19 protein-coding genes are annotated in these 18,279 nt (G+C 64.3%); 9 read left to right on the top strand and 10 right to left on the bottom strand.

Annotated features, from left to right (window positions below; genetic code table 11):
* The first annotated feature begins 413 nt into the window (after positions 1 to 413).
* Positions 414 to 1,670 carry an NADP-dependent isocitrate dehydrogenase gene (gene icd, locus P0Y43_RS16795; RefSeq protein WP_275638394.1) on the top strand — a complete coding sequence of 419 codons (1,257 nt, stop codon included), beginning with the start codon at positions 414 to 416 and terminating at the stop codon, positions 1,668 to 1,670.
* A 62-nt stretch (positions 1,671 to 1,732) separates the two neighbouring features.
* Here icd and cspD read toward each other — a convergent pair whose 3' ends face one another.
* Positions 1,733 to 1,990 (bottom strand): cold shock domain-containing protein CspD, encoded by a 258-nt coding sequence (gene cspD / locus P0Y43_RS16790; protein WP_275638393.1) that lies wholly within the window; start codon positions 1,988 to 1,990, stop codon positions 1,733 to 1,735.
* A 228-nt stretch (positions 1,991 to 2,218) separates the two neighbouring features.
* On the opposite strand from cspD, the gene clpS reads away from it, so the two are divergent.
* Together clpS and clpA are read left to right on the top strand one after the other, a co-directional pair.
* Entirely contained in the window at positions 2,219 to 2,581 is a 363-nt protein-coding gene (gene clpS / locus P0Y43_RS16785; RefSeq protein ID WP_275638392.1) for an ATP-dependent Clp protease adapter ClpS, read from the top strand.
* A gap of 30 nt (positions 2,582 to 2,611) precedes the next feature.
* Entirely contained in the window at positions 2,612 to 4,882 is a 2,271-nt protein-coding gene (clpA, locus tag P0Y43_RS16780; protein ID WP_275638391.1) for an ATP-dependent Clp protease ATP-binding subunit ClpA, read from the top strand.
* A gap of 127 nt (positions 4,883 to 5,009) precedes the next feature.
* On the opposite strand, the gene infA is transcribed toward clpA, so the two are convergent.
* From infA to aat, 3 genes are all read right to left on the bottom strand, one after another.
* Complete coding sequence (gene infA, locus P0Y43_RS16775) at positions 5,010 to 5,228, bottom strand: translation initiation factor IF-1 (protein WP_002553999.1); 219 nt, start codon at positions 5,226 to 5,228, stop codon at positions 5,010 to 5,012.
* A gap of 103 nt (positions 5,229 to 5,331) precedes the next feature.
* Complete coding sequence (locus tag P0Y43_RS16770) at positions 5,332 to 6,039, bottom strand: arginyltransferase (RefSeq protein WP_275638390.1); 708 nt, start codon at positions 6,037 to 6,039, stop codon at positions 5,332 to 5,334.
* Between the two features lie 56 nt (positions 6,040 to 6,095).
* Positions 6,096 to 6,776 (bottom strand): leucyl/phenylalanyl-tRNA--protein transferase, encoded by a 681-nt coding sequence (gene aat / locus P0Y43_RS16765; RefSeq protein ID WP_275638389.1) that lies wholly within the window; start codon positions 6,774 to 6,776, stop codon positions 6,096 to 6,098.
* A gap of 349 nt (positions 6,777 to 7,125) precedes the next feature.
* Between aat and P0Y43_RS16760 the strand changes: the two genes are divergently transcribed.
* Genes P0Y43_RS16760 through cysG form a run of 6 tightly spaced genes read left to right on the top strand, consistent with a single transcriptional unit; the run spans position 7,126 to position 14,684 of the window.
* The gene (locus P0Y43_RS16760; protein WP_430540253.1) at positions 7,126 to 9,588 is read left to right on the top strand and encodes a DNA translocase FtsK; all 2,463 of its coding nucleotides are present in this window, start codon (positions 7,126 to 7,128) and stop codon (positions 9,586 to 9,588) included.
* A 60-nt stretch (positions 9,589 to 9,648) separates the two neighbouring features.
* The gene (gene lolA, locus P0Y43_RS16755; RefSeq protein ID WP_275638387.1) at positions 9,649 to 10,272 is read left to right on the top strand and encodes an outer membrane lipoprotein chaperone LolA; all 624 of its coding nucleotides are present in this window, start codon (positions 9,649 to 9,651) and stop codon (positions 10,270 to 10,272) included.
* Positions 10,273 to 10,284: 12 nt separating this feature from the next.
* Positions 10,285 to 11,610 carry a replication-associated recombination protein A gene (locus P0Y43_RS16750; protein WP_275638386.1) on the top strand — a complete coding sequence of 442 codons (1,326 nt, stop codon included), beginning with the start codon at positions 10,285 to 10,287 and terminating at the stop codon, positions 11,608 to 11,610.
* A complete protein-coding gene (crcB, locus tag P0Y43_RS16745; protein WP_275638385.1) occupies positions 11,607 to 11,981 on the top strand; it encodes a fluoride efflux transporter CrcB in 375 nt (124 codons plus the stop codon). The genes P0Y43_RS16750 and crcB overlap by 4 nt, the downstream gene beginning before the upstream one ends.
* Before the next feature lie 30 nt (positions 11,982 to 12,011).
* Complete coding sequence (gene serS, locus P0Y43_RS16740) at positions 12,012 to 13,292, top strand: serine--tRNA ligase (protein ID WP_275638384.1); 1,281 nt, start codon at positions 12,012 to 12,014, stop codon at positions 13,290 to 13,292.
* Positions 13,293 to 14,684, top strand: coding sequence for a siroheme synthase CysG (cysG, locus tag P0Y43_RS16735; protein WP_275638383.1), 1,392 nt, complete (start codon positions 13,293 to 13,295; stop codon positions 14,682 to 14,684).
* Positions 14,685 to 14,811: 127 nt separating this feature from the next.
* On the opposite strand, the gene P0Y43_RS16730 is transcribed toward cysG, so the two are convergent.
* The 6 genes from P0Y43_RS16730 to tusD form a co-directional block, all read right to left on the bottom strand.
* Entirely contained in the window at positions 14,812 to 15,774 is a 963-nt protein-coding gene (locus tag P0Y43_RS16730) for a glutathione S-transferase family protein (RefSeq protein WP_275638382.1), read from the bottom strand.
* A 96-nt stretch (positions 15,775 to 15,870) separates the two neighbouring features.
* Complete coding sequence (locus P0Y43_RS16725) at positions 15,871 to 16,854, bottom strand: glycosyl transferase family protein (protein ID WP_275638437.1); 984 nt, start codon at positions 16,852 to 16,854, stop codon at positions 15,871 to 15,873.
* A 14-nt stretch (positions 16,855 to 16,868) separates the two neighbouring features.
* A complete protein-coding gene (locus tag P0Y43_RS16720; RefSeq protein WP_275638381.1) occupies positions 16,869 to 17,204 on the bottom strand; it encodes a TusE/DsrC/DsvC family sulfur relay protein in 336 nt (111 codons plus the stop codon).
* On the bottom strand, positions 17,201 to 17,497 hold the full coding sequence (tusB, locus tag P0Y43_RS16715; protein WP_275638380.1) for a sulfurtransferase complex subunit TusB: 297 nt from the start codon (positions 17,495 to 17,497) through the stop codon (positions 17,201 to 17,203). Before tusB ends, P0Y43_RS16720 begins: the two co-directional genes overlap by 4 nt.
* Positions 17,497 to 17,856 carry a sulfurtransferase complex subunit TusC gene (tusC, locus tag P0Y43_RS16710; RefSeq protein ID WP_275638379.1) on the bottom strand — a complete coding sequence of 120 codons (360 nt, stop codon included), beginning with the start codon at positions 17,854 to 17,856 and terminating at the stop codon, positions 17,497 to 17,499. Before tusC ends, tusB begins: the two co-directional genes overlap by 1 nt.
* A 1-nt stretch (position 17,857) precedes the next feature.
* Positions 17,858 to 18,250: a sulfurtransferase complex subunit TusD gene (gene tusD / locus P0Y43_RS16705; protein ID WP_275638378.1), complete on the bottom strand. Its 393-nt coding sequence runs from the start codon at positions 18,248 to 18,250 to the stop codon at positions 17,858 to 17,860.
* Positions 18,251 to 18,279: the final 29 nt, after the last annotated feature.

The raw sequence follows: 18,279 nt of genomic DNA, 5'->3' as shown, positions 1-18,279 counted from the left end.
GTACTCGAGTCTCGAGGTGCGCAGGGTAGGCGCTTCGCCCTGGCGACGCCATGAGCGGATGGTCGAGAGGCTGCGAGCGGTGATGGTGGATGCATCAGTCGAGCGTCAAATTGCTGAGCTGCGGTAACAACCCAGGCTTCTTGGCCATTCGTTGGCCGAGGGCGAGCCGCGTTTTCCAAGGGTTCGCCCCGATGACCCTGCGGTCAGCGCCGGAGTATATCAAACCCTTTGGGCTAATCAGCAAGGCCAAGTGATATCGGCGCCTTTATAAGACCAAAGATGTACGGGCAATGTGGCGTGATGCCGCAGGCCGGGAGGCGCGACGCCCGCTTGGCTTGCAGGTCGGCGGATGTGGTTTAGGCTCAGTGGATCGCACGATGTCCAATCACACCCGACAGCGGAGTAGTGCAAGCATGGGATACCAGAAAATCAAGGTTCCGACGGAAGGCGCCAAGATCACCGTCAATGCAGACCATTCGCTCAACGTTCCCGACAACCCGATCATTCCCTACATCGAAGGCGACGGCATCGGCGTGGATGTTTCGCCGGTGATGATCAAAGTGGTCGACGCCGCGGTGCAGAAGGCCTATGGCGGCAAGCGCAAGATCGCCTGGATGGAGGTGTACGCGGGTGAAAAGGCCACCCAGGTCTATGACCAGGACACCTGGTTGCCCCAGGAAACCCTGGATGCGGTGCGCGACTATGTGGTGTCGATCAAGGGCCCGCTGACCACGCCGGTCGGCGGCGGTATCCGTTCGCTCAACGTGGCCCTGCGCCAGCAGTTGGACCTGTACGTGTGCCTGCGCCCGGTGCTGTGGTTCCAAGGCGTGCCGAGCCCGGTGAAGAAGCCTGGCGATGTCGACATGGTGATCTTCCGCGAGAACTCCGAGGACATCTACGCCGGCATCGAGTGGAAGGCCGGTTCGCCCGAGGCGAACAAGGTGATCAAGTTCCTCAAGGAGGAAATGGGCGTCACCAAGATCCGCTTCGACCAGGACTGCGGCATCGGCGTCAAGCCGGTTTCCCGCGAGGGCACCAAACGCCTGGTGCGCAAGGCCCTGCAGTACGTGGTGGACAACGACCGCGAGTCGCTGACCCTGGTGCACAAGGGCAACATCATGAAATTCACCGAGGGTGCTTTCAAGGACTGGGGCTACGAGGTGGCGCGCGATGAGTTCGGCGCCCAGTTGCTCGATGGTGGCCCTTGGATGACGTTCAAGAACCCGAGGACCGGCCGCGAGGTCGTCGTCAAGGACGCCATCGCCGACGCCATGCTCCAGCAGATCCTGCTGCGCCCGGCCGAATATGACGTGATCGCCACCCTCAACCTCAATGGCGACTATCTCTCCGATGCCCTGGCGGCGGAGGTCGGTGGCATCGGTATCGCGCCGGGCGCCAACCTGTCGGATACCGTGGCGATGTTCGAGGCCACCCACGGCACCGCGCCGAAGTACGCCGGGCAGGACAAGGTCAACCCGGGGTCGGTGATCCTCTCGGCCGAGATGATGCTGCGGCACATGGGCTGGACCGAGGCCGCCGACCTGATCATCAAGGGCACCAACGGCGCCATCGCCGCCAAGACCGTCACCTACGACTTCGAGCGGCTGATGGAGGGCGCCAAGCTGGTGGGTAGTTCGGGCTTTGGCGATGAAATGATCAAGCACATGTGAGGCAAAGCAAAACCGGCCAGCCCTGCAAAGGGTTGGCCGGTTTCATTGTTGCCGGTGGTCGGTCAAGCCTGGGCGGTGCTGGCCGCAGCGGGGGCTTTGGACTCGATTGCGCTGGCGCCAGGCGGCGCGATATTCACGGCGTGCTTGCCCTTGGGGCCCTGGACGATATCGAAGGTCACCTGTTGGCCAGCCTTCAAGGTCTTGTATCCGTCCATCTGGATGGTCGAATAATGGGCGAACAGATCCTCGTCCTTACCGTCTTCGTTGATGAACCCATAGCCCTTGGCATTGTTGAACCACTTGACTTTACCGCTCGCCATCCCTATGTCCCTCTGCAAAGGACTCCATCACTGGAGTATCATCCACTTCATCCGCATACGAACCATGCGAAAAATCTGGTTGACTGCGCGGATCTTTATCGACCACGGTGGGTTCTTATTGGTTGTAACACCGTTTTGCCGATAGTCAAGGTCAGGCGGCGGCCGCGCCGATCAGGACCTCGCGGTCAATCCACAACCTTAACCTGTCGATATGATGAAATTCTTTCCATGCATGCACTCAGGCAGATTCGTCTAACATTCAATCAGGATAGCCCGCAGTCCGATCAGGACGACGGCGCAGGTCTGGCGGTGCAGGAAGCCAAGCCGATCCTGCAGGCTCCACCGATGTATAAGGTGGTTTTGTTCAACGATGACTACACACCGATGGATTTCGTCGTCGAAGTGCTCGAGACGTTCTTCAATTTGAACCGCGAGCTGGCGACCAAGATCATGCTGACCGTCCATACCGAGGGGCGGGCAGTGTGCGGATTGTTTACCCGTGACATCGCCGAGACCAAGGCCATGCAGGTCAACCAATACGCCCGTGAAAGCCAGCATCCGCTACTCTGTGAAATCGAGAAGGACGGTTAATCGCCGACCACTTGGGTATGAGGTGAAGCTATGTTAAACCGCGAGCTCGAAGTCACCCTCAATCTTGCCTTCAAGGAAGCCCGCTCGAAGCGTCATGAGTTCATGACCGTCGAGCACCTGCTGCTGGCACTCCTTGACAATGAGGCTGCCGCGACCGTTCTGCGCGCCTGTGGCGCCAATCTCGACAAGCTCAAGCACGACCTGCAGGAGTTCATCGATTCCACCACCCCGTTGATCCCCGTGCATGACGAGGACCGCGAGACCCAGCCGACCCTGGGTTTCCAGCGCGTGCTGCAGCGCGCCGTGTTCCATGTGCAGAGTTCCGGCAAGCGTGAAGTGACCGGCGCCAACGTGCTGGTGGCGATCTTCAGCGAGCAGGAAAGCCAGGCCGTGTTCCTGCTCAAGCAGCAGAGCGTGGCCCGCATCGACGTGGTCAACTACATCGCCCACGGGATCTCCAAGGTGCCGGGCCATGGCCCGCACACCGAAAACGACCAGGACATGCAGGACGAGGAGGGCGGTGAGTCGTCTTCGTCGAGCAACCCGCTGGACGCCTATGCCAGCAACCTCAACGAACTGGCGCGGGCCGGGCGCATCGACCCGCTGGTGGGGCGTGAGCAAGAGGTCGAGCGCGTTGCGCAGATCCTCGCGCGCCGGCGCAAGAACAACCCGCTGCTGGTCGGCGAGGCCGGTGTCGGCAAGACCGCCATCGCCGAGGGCCTTGCCAAGCGCATCGTCGACGGCCAGGTCCCGGACCTGCTGGCGCAAAGCGTCGTCTACTCGCTCGACCTTGGTGCGCTGCTGGCTGGTACCAAGTACCGCGGCGATTTCGAGAAGCGTTTCAAGGCGTTGCTCGGCGAGCTGAAAAAACGCCCGCAGGCGATCCTGTTCATCGATGAGATCCACACCATCATTGGTGCCGGCGCGGCGTCCGGGGGGGTGATGGACGCCTCCAACCTGCTCAAGCCGCTGCTGTCGTCCGGGGACATCCGTTGCATCGGCTCGACCACCTTCCAGGAATTTCGCGGCATCTTCGAGAAGGATCGCGCCTTGGCGCGGCGCTTCCAGAAGGTCGACGTCACCGAGCCGTCGGTCGAGGACACCGTGGGCATCCTGCGTGGCCTGAAGGGGCGCTTCGAATCGCACCACAACATCGAGTACAGCGATGAGGCGCTGCGTGCCGCTGCCGAGCTGGCCGCCCGCTACATCAACGATCGGCACATGCCCGACAAGGCCATCGACGTGATCGATGAAGCCGGCGCCTACCAGCGCCTGCAGCCCGAAAGCAGTCGGGTCAAGCGCATCGACGTGCCGCAGGTCGAGGATATCGTCGCCAAGATCGCGCGGATCCCGCCAAAACACGTCACCAGTTCCGATAAGGAGCTGCTGCGCAACTTGGAGCGTGACCTGAAGCTGACCGTGTTCGGTCAGGATGCGGCGATCGACTCGTTGGCCACCGCGATCAAGCTGTCGCGCGCCGGGCTGAAGTCGCCGGACAAGCCGGTCGGCTCGTTCCTCTTCGCCGGCCCTACCGGCGTGGGCAAGACCGAGGCGGCACGGCAACTGGCCAAGGCGCTGGGTGTCGAGCTGGTGCGCTTCGACATGTCCGAGTACATGGAGCGGCACACCGTCTCGCGTTTGATCGGTGCGCCACCCGGCTATGTCGGTTTCGACCAGGGCGGCCTGTTGACCGAGGCGATCACCAAGCAACCTCACTGCGTGCTGCTGCTCGATGAAATCGAGAAGGCCCACCCGGAAGTCTTCAACCTGCTGCTGCAGGTGATGGACCACGGCACCCTGACCGACAATAACGGGCGCAAGGCGGACTTCCGCAACGTGATCCTGATCATGACCACCAACGCCGGTGCCGAGACCGCCGCGCGGGCCTCGATCGGTTTCACCCAGCAGGACCACACTTCCGACGCCATGGAGGTTATTCGCAAGAGCTTCACGCCGGAGTTCCGCAACCGTCTGGACACCATCATCCAGTTCGGCCGCCTGAGCCACGAGACGATCAAGAGCATCGTCGACAAGTTCCTCATCGAACTGCAGGCGCAACTGGAAGACAAGCGCGTGTTGCTGGAAGTCAGCGATGCCGCGCGCGGTTGGCTGGCGGCCTCGGGCTACGATGTGCAGATGGGCGCGCGGCCGATGGCGCGGCTGATCCAGGACAAGATCAAGCGGCCGTTGGCCGAGGAGATCCTGTTCGGCGAGCTGTCCGAGCATGGCGGCGTGGTGCATATCGACCTGCGCGATGGCGAGCTGGTGTTCGATTTCGAGACCACGGCCGAAGTGGCGTAAGAGAATGGGGTCGCGTTGCGGCCCTGTCGCGGGGCAAGCCGGTGCGGCGATCCGGCTTGCCCCGCGATGCTTTCAAAAACCCACAAAAAAGCCCGGCGCATTGGCCGGGCTTTTTCATGGCTGGAGCTTAGCGCGCACGGTAGGTGATGCGGCCCTTGCTCAGGTCGTATGGCGTCAGTTCAACGCGGACCTTGTCGCCAGTGAGAATACGGATGTAGTTCTTGCGCATCTTGCCGGAGATGTGCGCGGTAACGACGTGCCCGTTTTCCAACTCCACGCGGAACATGGTGTTGGGCAGGGTGTCGACGACAGTGCCTTCCATTTCGAAGCTGTCTTCTTTCGACATGCAGTAAAGCCCTCGGTATCCAGTGATGGCCCGACGCACGACTGCACCGGGCAAAAAAAGTGGCGTGGATTATGCCCGAAAACTGTGTTTCAAGCCAATGCTTTCAATTGAGGGTGACCCAGCGCTGGTTGATCAGCAATTCGATGGGGCGGTACTGGGTCTTGTAGTTCATCTTCTTGCAGTTCTTGATCCAGTAACCGAGGTAGACCGCGTCAAGGTTCTGCCGCAGGGCTTCGGTGATCTGCCAGAGGATGGCGTAGCGGCCCAGGCTGCGGCGCTCTTCATCGGGCTCGTAGAAGGTGTAGACCGCTGACAGGCCATTGGGCAGCAGGTCGCACACTGCCACCGCCAGCAGGCGGCCTTCCTGGCGGAACTCGTAGAACCAGCAGAACGGCAGGTCGCGCACCAGGAAGGTGGAAAACTGGTCGCGGCTTGGCGGGTACATGTCGCCATCGGCATGGCGCTGTTCGATGTAGCGCCGGTACAGGTCGAAGTACTCTTCCGTGAATGCCGGGCGCGCGGCGGTCACGGTCAGGTCGGCGTTGCGCTTGAGGATGCGCCGCTGCTGGCGGTTGGGAAGAAAGCGTGCGGCAGGGATGCGCGCCGGCACGCAGGCATTGCAGTTCTGGCAGTGTGGGCGGTACAGGTGGTCTCCGCTGCGGCGAAAGCCCATTTCCGAAAGGTCGGCATAAACGTGCACGTCCATCGGCTGGCTGGGGTCGAGAAACAGCGTGGTGGCCTGCTCCTGCGGCAGGTAGCTGCAGGAGTGGGGTTGAGTGGCATAGAACTTCAAGCGCGCCAGCTCTGTCATGATCAACCCCTTCGGTGAGACTTTGCCTTAAGTGTAAGCCAGCTCAGGGAACTCGCCTAGCGAACCCAGGCCACGTCGCAGGGTTGGTCCAGGTAGCGTGCCAGGTAGTCGGCGAACTGCCGGCGACCGATGGCGCGGGCGCCGAAACTGTGCAGGTGCTGTGTCGGCATCTGGCAGTCGATCAGCACGAAACCGGCTTGCTTCAGGTGCTCGACCAGGGTGGCGAAACCGACCTTGGAGGCGTTGTCGGCGCGGCTGAACATGGATTCGCCAAAGAACAACCGGCCCATGGCCAGGCCGTAGAGTCCGCCGACCAGTTCGCCGCTCTCGCGCACTTCCACCGAATGGGCGATGCCGAGCTGGTGCAGTTGGCAGTAGGCGGCGCGCAGGGTATCGGTGATCCAGGTGCCGTCGGCGTAGTCGCGGGGCGCGGCGCAGGCGGCGATCACCGCGGGGAAGTCGGTGTCGAAGCTCACCTGGAAGCGCCCCTGGCGGATCACCTTGGCCAGCGAGCGCGAAACGTGCAGTTCGTCGGGGAACAGCACGGTGCGTGGGTCGGGCGACCACCAGAGAATCGGTTGGCCATCCTGGTACCAAGGGAAGCAGCCATGGCGGTACGCCCTGACCAGGCGTTCGGGGCTCAGGTCGCCGCCGGCGGCGAGCAGGCCGTTGGGCTCGTGCAGGGCTTTTTCCAGGGGTGGGAAGGTCAGGGAGTCGCGGGTCAGCCAGGTGAGCATGATCGTTCGGTGGTGGGGGAGGGGAGTGGGGGCAGCATGGCGCGATGGGGGTGGCAGGTCAATGTTCGGCGGTATTGGCGTGTCGGGCGTGCCTCATCGCGGAGTTGGCTCGCTCCCACAGGCATGGTGTCGCCCTTCGTTATTCGCGGTGTTCATGAAACCTTCGGCACCAACCGGCGTCGTTGCTGTCATACCTGTGCAAAAATACAGCATAAGCCTTTGTCACAGAACAAAATGCATGCTCAAATTGCACCCATGGAAATCGGCCCTCCGTTCACGCCCCATGCGGCGTGCCGCCATGGCGGCTGGCGGGCAGTAATGTTAAAAGTAGTGGCTTGTCGGCCATCGAGTGCCCGAACACTATTTAACGCGCAGCGAGCGCAGGAATAGACGCGTTTTGAAGAAATCCACCGCAACCCCGAGCCCCTTGCCGGTGCCATTGTGGCGCCAGCAACTGCATTACCGCCTCAAGGAAGGCGCGCTGATCGCCGTCGGTGCGCTGTGCCTGTACCTGTGGATGGCGCTGCTGACCTACGACAAGGAAGACCCCAGCTTCAGCCACACCAGCAATATCGACCAGGTGCAGAACGCCGCCGGTCGCGCCGGCGCCTATTTCGCCGACATCCTGTTCATGGTGCTTGGCTATTTCGCCTACATCTTCCCTCTGCTGCTGGCGATCAAGACCTGGCAGATCTTCCGCGAACGCCACCAGCCCTGGCAGTGGAGCGGTTGGCTGTTTTCCTGGCGGCTGATCGGCCTGGTGTTCCTGGTGCTTTCCGGCGCGGCCCTGGCGCACATTCATTTCCATCCGCCAGCGACCCTGCCGTTCTCCGCTGGCGGCGCCTTGGGCGAGAGCCTTGGCGACTTGGCGCGCAACCTGCTCAACGTGCAGGGCAGCACGCTGATGTTCATCGCATTGTTCCTGTTCGGCCTGACCGTGTTCACCGACCTGTCGTGGTTCAAGGTGATGGACCTTACCGGCAAGATCACCCTAGACCTGTTCGAACTGGTGCAGGGCGCGGCCAACCGCTGGTGGGAGGCGCGCAACGAACGCAAGCGCCTGGTGGCGCAGTTGCGTGAGGTGGACGACCAGATCGACGAAGTGGTGGCGCCGGTAGTGGTCGACAAGCGCGAGCAGGTCAAGGCCCGCGAGCGGATCATCGAGCGCGACGAGGCCCTGACCAAGCATGTCGTGCAGCGCGAGGCGCAGCCGGCCCCGGTGATCATGCCGGCGCCGGTCAAGGCGCCGGAACCGAGCAAGCGGGTCATGAAGGAGAAACAGGCGCCGTTGTTCGTCGACAGCGCCGTGGAAGGCACCTTGCCGTCCATTTCCATCCTCGACCCGGCCGAGCAGAAGAAGATCGAGTACTCGCCCGAGTCCCTGGCCGGTGTCGGCCACCTGCTGGAAATCAAGCTCAAGGAATTCGGCGTCGAAGTGGCGGTGGACTCGATCCACCCGGGCCCGGTGATCACCCGCTACGAAATCCAGCCCGCCGCAGGCGTGAAGGTCAGCCGCATCGCCAACCTGGCCAAGGACCTGGCGCGCTCCCTGGCGGTAACCAGCGTGCGCGTGGTCGAAGTGATCCCCGGCAAGACCACCGTGGGCATCGAGATCCCCAACGAGAACCGCCAGATGGTGCGTTTCTCCGAGGTGCTGTCGTCGGCGCAGTACGACGATGCCAAGTCGCCGGTCGCGCTGGCTCTGGGCCACGACATCGGCGGCAAGCCGGTGATCACCGACCTGGCCAAGATGCCCCACTTGCTGGTGGCCGGTACCACCGGCTCCGGTAAGTCGGTAGGCGTCAACGCGATGATCCTGTCGATCCTGTTCAAGTCCGGCCCGGAAGACGCACGGCTGATCATGATCGACCCGAAGATGCTCGAACTGTCGATCTACGAAGGCATCCCGCACCTGCTCTGCCCGGTGGTCACCGACATGAAGGACGCCGCCAACGCCTTGCGCTGGAGCGTGGCCGAGATGGAGCGGCGCTACAAGCTGATGGCGGCCATGGGTGTGCGCAACCTGGCCGGCTTCAACCGCAAGATCAAGGACGCCCAGGAAGCCGGCGAGATCATCCATGACCCGTTGTATCGCCGCGAGAGCATGGACGACGAGCCGCCAGCGCTGAAGACCCTGCCGACCATCGTGGTGATCGTCGACGAATTCGCCGACATGATGATGATCGTCGGCAAGAAGGTCGAAGAGCTGATCGCCCGTATCGCCCAGAAGGCGCGGGCTGCGGGCATCCACCTGATCCTCGCCACCCAGCGCCCGTCGGTGGACGTGATCACCGGCCTGATCAAGGCCAACATCCCGACCCGCATGGCGTTCCAGGTGTCCAGCAAGATCGACTCGCGGACCATCATCGACCAGGGTGGCGCCGAGCAGTTGCTCGGCCACGGCGACATGCTCTACATGCCGCCCGGCACCAGCCTGCCGATCCGCGTGCATGGCGCGTTCGTTTCCGACGACGAGGTGCACCGTGTGGTGGAAGCTTGGAAATTGCGCGGTGCGCCGGACTACAACGACGATATCCTCAACGGTGTCGAGGAAGCCGGTAGCGGCTTCGACGGTGGCAGCGGCGGTGGCGGCGATGGCGACGACCCGGAAGCCGACGCCCTGTACGATGAAGCCGTGCAGTTCGTGCTGGAAAGCCGCCGGGCATCGATTTCCGCAGTGCAGCGCAAACTGAAGATCGGCTACAACCGCGCCGCGCGCATGATCGAGGCGATGGAGATGGCCGGTGTGGTCACCCCGATGAACAGCAACGGCTCGCGCGAAGTGATCGCCCCCGGCGGCCCGCGCGACTGATACATTCCTGCCGGGCGCCAACGGCGGCGCCCGGCTTTTTTACGCTCAATGAGGATTCCCATGCGCGCGATTCGCATGCTGTTGGTTTCTGCCCTGGCACTGGGCAGCCTGTCGGCCCAGGCTGGCGAGCAAGATGTGCAGCGCCTGACCCAGTTGCTGGAAAAGTCCCAGACCATCACCGCCCGTTTCTCCCAGCTGACCCTGGACGCTGGCGGCACCAGCCTGCAGGAAACCAACGGCGAGATGGCGGTCAAGCGCCCGGGCCTGTTCTACTGGCACACCGACGCGCCGCAGGAGCAGGTGGTGGTGTCGGATGGGCAGAAGGTCACGCTGTGGGACCCGGACCTGGAACAGGCCACCGTCAAGAAGCTCGACGTGCGCCTGAGCCAGACCCCGGCGCTGCTGCTGTCCGGTGACGTATCGAAGATCAGCCAGAGCTTCGACATCGTCTCCAAGGAACAGGGCGAGGTGATGGACTTCACCTTGAAACCGAAAACCAAGGACACCCTGTTCGACTCGCTGCGCGTGTCGTTCCGCCGCGGTTTGATCAACGACATGCAGTTGATCGACAGCGTCGGCCAACGCACCAATATCCTGTTCAACGGGGTCAAGGCCAACGAGCCGATCCCGGCGAGCAAGTTCCAGTTCAAGATCCCGGAAGGCGCCGACGTCATCCAGGAGTAACGAGAGAGCGTGATGGACCTGTTTCGTAGCGAACCCGTCGCCCAGCCCCTGGCCGCGCGCCTGCGCCCGTCCAACCTGGACGAGTACGTTGGCCAGGAGCACCTGCTGGCGCGCGGCAAGCCGCTGCGCGAGGCGCTGGAGCAGGGCGCGCTGCACTCGATGATCTTCTGGGGCCCGCCCGGGGTGGGCAAAACCACCCTGGCGCGGTTGTTGGCGCAGTTCTGCGACGCGCACTTCGAAACCGTCTCGGCGGTGCTGGCCGGGGTCAAGGAGATCCGTCAGGCGGTCGAGGTGGCCAAGCAGCAGGCGGCCCAGTATGGCCGGCGCACCATCCTCTTCGTCGACGAAGTGCACCGCTTCAACAAGTCCCAGCAGGACGCTTTCCTGCCCTACGTTGAAGACGGCACGCTGATCTTCATCGGCGCGACCACCGAGAACCCTTCCTTCGAACTGAACAACGCGCTGTTGTCGCGGGCGCGGGTCTACGTGCTCAAGAGCCTGGACGAGGCGGCGCTGCGCAAGCTGGTCGACCGTGCCCTGCGCGAGGAGCGCGGGCTGGGCAAGCACCAGTTGCGGGTGGGTGACGAGGCCTTCCAGATGCTCATGGCTGCTGCGGATGGCGATGGCCGACGCATGCTCAACTTCCTCGAGAACGCCTCGGACCTGGCCGACGACGGCGGCGAGATCGACGTGGAGTTGCTACAGAGCCTGCTCGGCGACAGCCGTCGGCGCTTCGACAAGGGCGGGGAGGCGTTCTACGACCAGATTTCCGCGCTGCACAAATCCGTGCGCGGCTCCAACCCCGATGCCGCGCTGTATTGGTACGCGCGCATGCTCGACGGCGGCTGCGACCCGCTGTACATCGCCCGCCGGGTGGTGCGCATGGCCAGCGAAGACATCGGCAACGCCGACCCCCGCGCCCTGAGCCTGTGCCTGTCGGCCTGGGACGTGCAGGAGCGCCTGGGCAGCCCGGAGGGCGAGCTGGCGGTGGCGCAGGCCATCACCTACATCGCTTGCGCGCCGAAGAGCAACGCCGTGTACATGGGCTTCAAGGCCGCTATGCGCGAAGCTGCCGAGCACGGCTCGCTGGAGGTGCCGCTGCACTTGCGTAATGCCCCGACCAAACTGATGAAGCAGCTCGGCTACGGCGAGGAATACCGCTATGCCCACGACGAGCCGGACGCCTACGCCGCAGGCGAGGACTATTTCCCCGAACAGCTCGAACCGCGCCAGTACTACCAACCGGTGCCGCGCGGCCTGGAACTGAAGATCGGTGAGAAGCTGCGCCACCTGGCCGACCTGGACCGCAACAGCCCCCGGCAACGGAGAAAACCGTGATCGCACTTATCGCTGCCGTCAGTGCGGGCGGAATCGTCGGCACTTTGCTGCGCTTCGCTACCGCCAATTGGGTAACGGCCCACTGGCCACGCCACTTCTATCTCGGTACGCTGGCGGTCAATCTGGTCGGCTGCCTGTTGATCGGCCTGCTCTATGGTCTGTTCCTGCACAAGCCGCTGGCGCCAATCGAATTGCGCGCCGGGCTGATCGTCGGTTTCCTGGGAGGGCTGACGACTTTCTCGTCCTTCTCGCTGGACACCGTGCGCCTGCTCGAAAGCGGGCAACTGCCGCTGGCCCTGGGTTACACCGGCATCAGCGTGATGGGTGGGCTGCTGGCGACCTGGGCGGGGCTGGCCCTGACAAGATTCTGAACCAACACATACACACAACGAGAGAACGATATGCTCGATTCCAAACTGTTACGCGGCCAACTCCAGGAAGTGGCGGACCGCCTGGCCTCACGTGGCTTCAGCCTGGATGTCGCGCGCATCGAATCCCTGGAAGAGCGCCGCAAGTCGGTGCAGACCCGCACCGAGCAGCTGCAGGCCGAGCGTAACGCCCGTTCCAAATCGATCGGCCAGGCCAAGGCCAAGGGCGAGGACATCGCCCCGCTGATGGCTGACGTCGAGCGCATGGCCAATGAGCTGGCCGCCGGCAAGGTCGAGCTGGACGCCATCCAGGCCGAGCTCGACGGCATCGTGCTGACCATTCCCAACCTGCCGGACGCCAGCGTGCCGGTCGGCCCGGACGAAGAGGCCAACGTCGAGGTGCGCCGCTGGGGCACCCCGCGTGACTTCGATTTCGAGATCAAGGACCACGTGGCCCTGGGTGAGATCAGCGGCGGCCTGGACTTCGAGACCGCCGCCAAGCTCTCTGGCGCCCGCTTTGCCCTGCTGCGTGGCCCGATCGCCCGCCTGCACCGCGCCCTGGCGCAGTTCATGATCAACCTGCACACCAGCGAGCACGGTTACGAGGAAGCCTACACCCCGTACCTGGTGCAAGCCCCGGCCCTGCAGGGCACCGGCCAGTTGCCGAAGTTCGAGGAAGACCTGTTCAAGATCAGCCGCGAAGGCGAGGCCGACTTCTACCTGATCCCGACCGCCGAAGTGTCGCTGACCAACATCGTTGCCGGCGAGATCGTCGACGCCAAGCAACTGCCGATCAAGTTCGTGGCCCACACCCCGTGCTTCCGCAGCGAGGCCGGTGCGTCGGGCCGCGACACCCGTGGCATGATCCGCCAGCACCAGTTCGACAAGGTCGAGATGGTGCAGATCGTCGAGCCGTCGAAGTCCATGGAGGCCCTCGAAGGCCTGACCGCCAACGCCGAGCGCGTGCTGCAAGCACTGGAGCTGCCGTACCGCGTGCTGGCGCTGTGCACGGGTGACATGGGCTTCAGCGCCGTGAAGACCTACGACCTGGAAGTGTGGGTGCCGAGCCAGGGCAAGTTCCGCGAAATCAGCTCGTGCTCCAACTGCGGCGACTTCCAGGCCCGCCGCATGCAGGCGCGCTGGCGCAACCCGGAAACCGGCAAGCCGGAACTGGTGCACACCCTCAATGGCTCGGGCCTGGCGGTAGGCCGTACCCTGGTGGCGGTACTGGAGAACTACCAGCAAGCCGACGGTTCGATTCGCGTGCCGGACGTGCTCAAGCCCTACATGGGCGGTGTCGAGGTCATCCGCTAAATGAACTACCTGCCGCTGTTCCACAAGCTGCGGGGTGGCCGGGTGCTGGTCGTCGGCGGTGGCGAGATCGCGTTGCGCAAGGCGCGTTTGCTGGCGGATGCCGGCAGCGTGCTGCGCGTGGTCGCGCCGGAAGTTGACGGCCAGCTGGCCGCGCTGGCCAGGGAAGGCGGCGGAGAAGTCTTGGTGCGCGGTTACCAGGTCGATGACCTGGACGGCTGCCGCCTAGTGATCGCGGCCACCGACGACCCGGCGCTCAACGCCCAGGTCTCGACGGACGCCCAGGCGCGTAGCCTGCCGGTCAACGTGGTGGATGCCCCGGCCCTGTGCACGGTGATCTTCCCGGCCATCGTCGACCGCTCGCCTCTGGTGGTGGCAGTGTCCAGCGGTGGTGACGCGCCGGTGCTGGCACGCCTGATCCGCGCCAAGCTGGAGGCGTGGATTCCCTCTGCTTATGGCGAGCTGGCCGGGCTGGCTGCGCGCTTTCGCGACAAGGTCAAGGCCTTGTACCCGGACGTCAACCAGCGCCGTGGGTTCTGGGAGACCGTGTTCCAAGGGCCGGTCGCCGAGCGCCAACTGGCCGGGCAGGGCGCCGAGGCCGAGCGGCTGTTGCAGGCGTTGGTCGACGGCGCGCCCGTGCAGCAGGGCGGTGAGGTGTACCTGGTCGGCGCAGGCCCGGGTGACCCGGACCTGTTGACCTTCCGCGCCTTGCGTCTGATGCAGCAGGCCGATGTGGTGCTTTACGATCGCTTGGTGGCCCCGGCCATCATCGAGATGTGCCGGCGCGATGCCGAGCGCATCTACGTCGGCAAGCGCCGCGCCGATCACGCCGTGCCGCAGGAGCAGATCAACCGCCTGCTGGTTGATTTGGCCCGTCAAGGCAAGCGCGTATTGCGCCTGAAGGGCGGCGACCCGTTCATCTTCGGCCGGGGCGGCGAGGAAATCGAGGAACTGGCCGAGGAGGGCATCCCCTTCCAGGTTGTGCCGGGTATTACCGCGGCCAGCGGCTGTTCCGCCTACGGCGGCATTCCGCTGACCCACCGCGACTATGCCCAGTCGGTGCGCTTCGTCACCGGCCACCTCAAGGACGGCACCAGCAACCTGCCTTGGAATGACCTGGTGGCACCGGCACAGACCCTGGTGTTCTACATGGGGCTGGTGGGCTTGCCGACCATTTGTGCCGAACTGATCCGCCATGGCCGCGCGGCCAGCACCCCGGCGGCGCTCGTGCAGCAAGGCACCACGCGCAACCAGCGGGTGTTCACTGGCACGCTGGCCGACCTGCCGGCGCTCGTGGCGCAACACGAGGTGCATGCACCGACCTTGGTGATCGTCGGCGAGGTGGTGCAGTTGCGCGACAAGCTGGCGTGGTTCGAAGGTTCGCAAGACACCTGAGCAATACGTTATCCCTTGCAGGCGCGGGCTTGCCTCGCGATTGCGTTCGTTCCCTCACCGCTGGGGTGCTTGGGGGGACGCAATCGCGGGGCAAGCCCGCTCTCTACAGGTACCGTGCTGACTCCTGTCAATCCCGCTCCCAGATCCCCCGCCCAGGCAACCGCGCCCGATCATGGCTTTGCCCGAGATCCTGCAACGGCCCCTTAGGCACGATGCCGTTGGGGTTGATGGTCTTATGGCTCAGATAATAGTGCTTCTGGATATGCTCCATGTTCACTGTCCCTGCCACTCCCGGCCATTGGTAGAGCTCACGCAGCCAGTTGGACAGGTTCGGGTAGTCAGCCAGGCGCCGCAGGTTGCACTTGAAGTGGCCGTGATACACCGCATCGAAGCGCACCAGCGTGGTGAACAGCCGCACATCGGCCTCGGTCAGGTATTCGCCGGCCAGGTAGCGTTGCTGGTCGAGCAGCTGTTCCAGCCGGTCCAACTCAGTGAACACCTCATCGAACGCCGTCTCGTAAGCCGCTTGGGTAGTGGCGAAGCCCGCCCGGTACACGCCATTGTTGATCGCCGGGTAGATCCGCTCGTTGAGCGCGTCGATGGTCGCGCGCAGCGGTGTGGGGTAGAGGTCCAGGCGGTTGCCGGTCAGTTCGTCGAAGGCGCTGTTGAACAGGCGGATGATCTCTGACGATTCGTTGTTGACGATGCGCTTTTCCTGCGTGTCCCACAGTACGGGCACGGTGACCCGGCCGGTGTAGCGTGGATCGTCCTCGGTGTAGCGCTGGTGTAGGTACTGCAGGCCATCGAGCGCGTCGCCCGTGGAGCCGGTTTCGCTGTCGAAGGTCCAGCCGTGCTCGCCCATCAACCAACTGACCACCGAAACGTCGATCAACGGCTCCAGGCCCTTGAGCGCGCGCACGATCAGGGTGCGGTGGGCCCAGGGGCAGGCCAGCGACACGTAGAGGTGGTAGCGGCCCGCCTCGGGGGTGGGCAGCGGGTTGCGGCGCTGGGCGTTTTCTCGGCGAAAGGCGCCGTCCTTGCTGTTCTGGTACCACTGGTCGTGCCAGCGGCCTTCGATCAAAAGGCCCATGAAACGCTCCTCGAAACTCAATCGTTTGTCATTGGAGCCCAGTCTAGGGAAAACCGTTCGAATGAATAGCGCAAAGACTGCGAGGTTCTGATCGGTTTACTCGATGGTTTTACGTTGTGCCCAGTAGCGCTGCGCGGTTTCGAACGCCTGCTCGCGGTCCTGGCCAAGTCCGCGCAGGGCCAGGGCCATGGTCGCCACCACCGCCAGCTCGCCGTAACTGTCCTCGGCCTCGCCGCGCCAGACCGCCAGCAGGTGCGTGGGCTCCAGGCTGGCCGGCTTGACGTGGCGCTGGGCGCTCAGGGCCGGCCATTCCTCGTCCCAGGCTTCGCCGTTGGCCGTGCCGTAAAGGTGGCTGACCACATCCGGGTTGACCTCGATCTCGCCACCGTCCCCCTTGATGACCAATGCCGGGTCGCCGAGCAGGCGGCTGGCCTCGCGGTGCACGGCCTGGTAGCCGGGGTGGAAGATGCTTTGCAGGCCGCAGCGGGCCGATAACGGGTTGAGCACGCGGGCCAGGGAGTGGATCGGCGAGCGCAGCCCGAGGGTGTTGCGCAGGTCGATCATCCGTTGCAGCTGCGGCGCCCAGTCCTGCAAGGGGAAGAAGGCCAGTCGGCGCTCTTCCAGGGCGTCGGCCACGGTTTGCCAGTCACGGCACAAGGGAATGCCCAGCAGGGCCAGCAGTTGCTCGGTATACAGCCGCCCGGCGGTGTGGGCGCCGCCGCCGTGCATCAGGATGCGCACGCCGTTCCCGGCCAGGCAGCGCGCTGCCAGCAGGTACCAGGGCAGGTGGCGCTTCTTGCCGGCGTAGCTCGGCCAGTCGAGGTCCACGGCGATTGGCGGCGCCTGCAAGTGGGCGCGCAGGGCTTCGGTGAAGCCGGCGAGTTCCTCGGCGCTTTCTTCCTTGTGCCGCAGCAGCATGAGGAACGCACCGAGTTGGGTGTCCTCGACCTTGCCTTCGAGCAGCAGGGTCATGGCGGCGCGGGCCTCCTCGCGGGTCAGGCCGCGCGCGCCGCGCTTGCCTTTGCCGAGGATGCGCACGAATTCGGCGAAGGGGTGTTCGGCCGGGGTTTGCAGGAGCAGCGGGCGAGGTTCGGTCATATGCAATTGGTCGGCTTGGGCAGGCCCGCCAGCTTGGCAGCCAGTTTGGCGGGGGTGCCGTTGAACAGGCGGTTCAGGTGCGGGCTGTTGCCCTTGTCCGTGCCCAGCTTGAGGGCGGTGTACTTGATCAATGGACGGGTGGCCGGCGACAGCTGGTACTCGGCATAGAACTGGCGCAGCAGTTCGAGGATTTCCCAGTGGTCGGCGGTCAGGGTAATGGCCTCGCGGCTGGCCAGGGCCTCGGCGACGGCGTGGGACCAGTCTTGCAGGTCGACCAGGAAGCCGTCCTTGTCCAGGTCGATCAGGCGATCATCGACGGTCAGGGTGTTCATAGCCAGCTGTTCACCTTGTCGAAGTGCAATGACAGCGCAACGAAGGCGGGGTAGTCCACGGCCTTGGCCAGGTCGCCAGTGAGGGCGCGGGCTTGCAGGTCTTCATCGAGGGCGTACAGGCGCTCGCCCAGGGCGGCGGCCTGCAACTGTCGGTGAGGTTCGCTGCCGGCGCGCAGGGCGTAGACCGCGTCGCCGCACAGCAGCAGGCCATCGTCGGCGCCGAGCAGGCGCAGGCAACTGGCCAGGCGATCGTCACCGAACGGCGAATGGCTGATTACATGCAGGGTCGTCATCAGAGCGTCACCACCTGGTCGAAACGGGCGATCAAGGCCGCCAGGGCCGTGTCATCGAGCACTTGCACCGGCAGCGCCAGTGCATCGCCGTCCAGACCGCGCACGGCGAGGCTGTGGCCACAGGCGAACAGTTCCTCAACGCCGAACATCGGCAGCGCCTGGAGGTTGGCGGCGAGGTTCTTCTGTTGCACGGCGGTGGGTTGTTGGCCGCCGGCGAGCTGGAACACACCGTCATCGAGGAACAGCATGCCCAGGGGCAGGTCGAAGGCGCCGCCGGCCAGGGCGATGTCCAGCGCTTCACGGGCCGAGGGACCATTCCACGGGGCCTGGCGGCTGATGATCAACAGTGACTTGGCCATCTCAATCGCCTCCGAAGCAGACCAGGCGATCGGCAACCTGCGCCGCCTCGTGCAGTTGGCCCAAGCCGGACAGCTCCCACGGCGCTGGCAGGTTCACTGCCGGGCGTTGGTAGCGGTTGGCCTCGCTGTCGTCCAGCACGCCCCGGCGCAGGGCCGCGGCGATGCACACCACAGCGTCCAGGCGATGGTCGTTGACGAAGGCGCGCCACTGCGCCGCCACGTCCACTTCGTCCTGAGGCGCGACGATGTTGACCGAGGCACTGTGCACCCCGTCTTGATAGAAGAACAGGCGGGCAATCTCATGCCCACCGGCCAGCACCGCCTCGGCGAAGCGCAAGGCACGCCGCGAGGAGGGCGCATGGGCCGGGGAAAAGACCGCAATGGCGAATTTCATGGAAAGCTCGTGCAAGGGAATGCGCGCAT

It is taken from the genome of Pseudomonas entomophila (genome assembly GCF_029193575.1).
GTDB classification, from domain to species: Bacteria; Pseudomonadota; Gammaproteobacteria; order Pseudomonadales; family Pseudomonadaceae; genus Aquipseudomonas; species Aquipseudomonas entomophila_G.
Note: the sequence above shows the minus strand (reverse complement) of the source record. Positions and strands in the feature narration are given on the sequence as shown.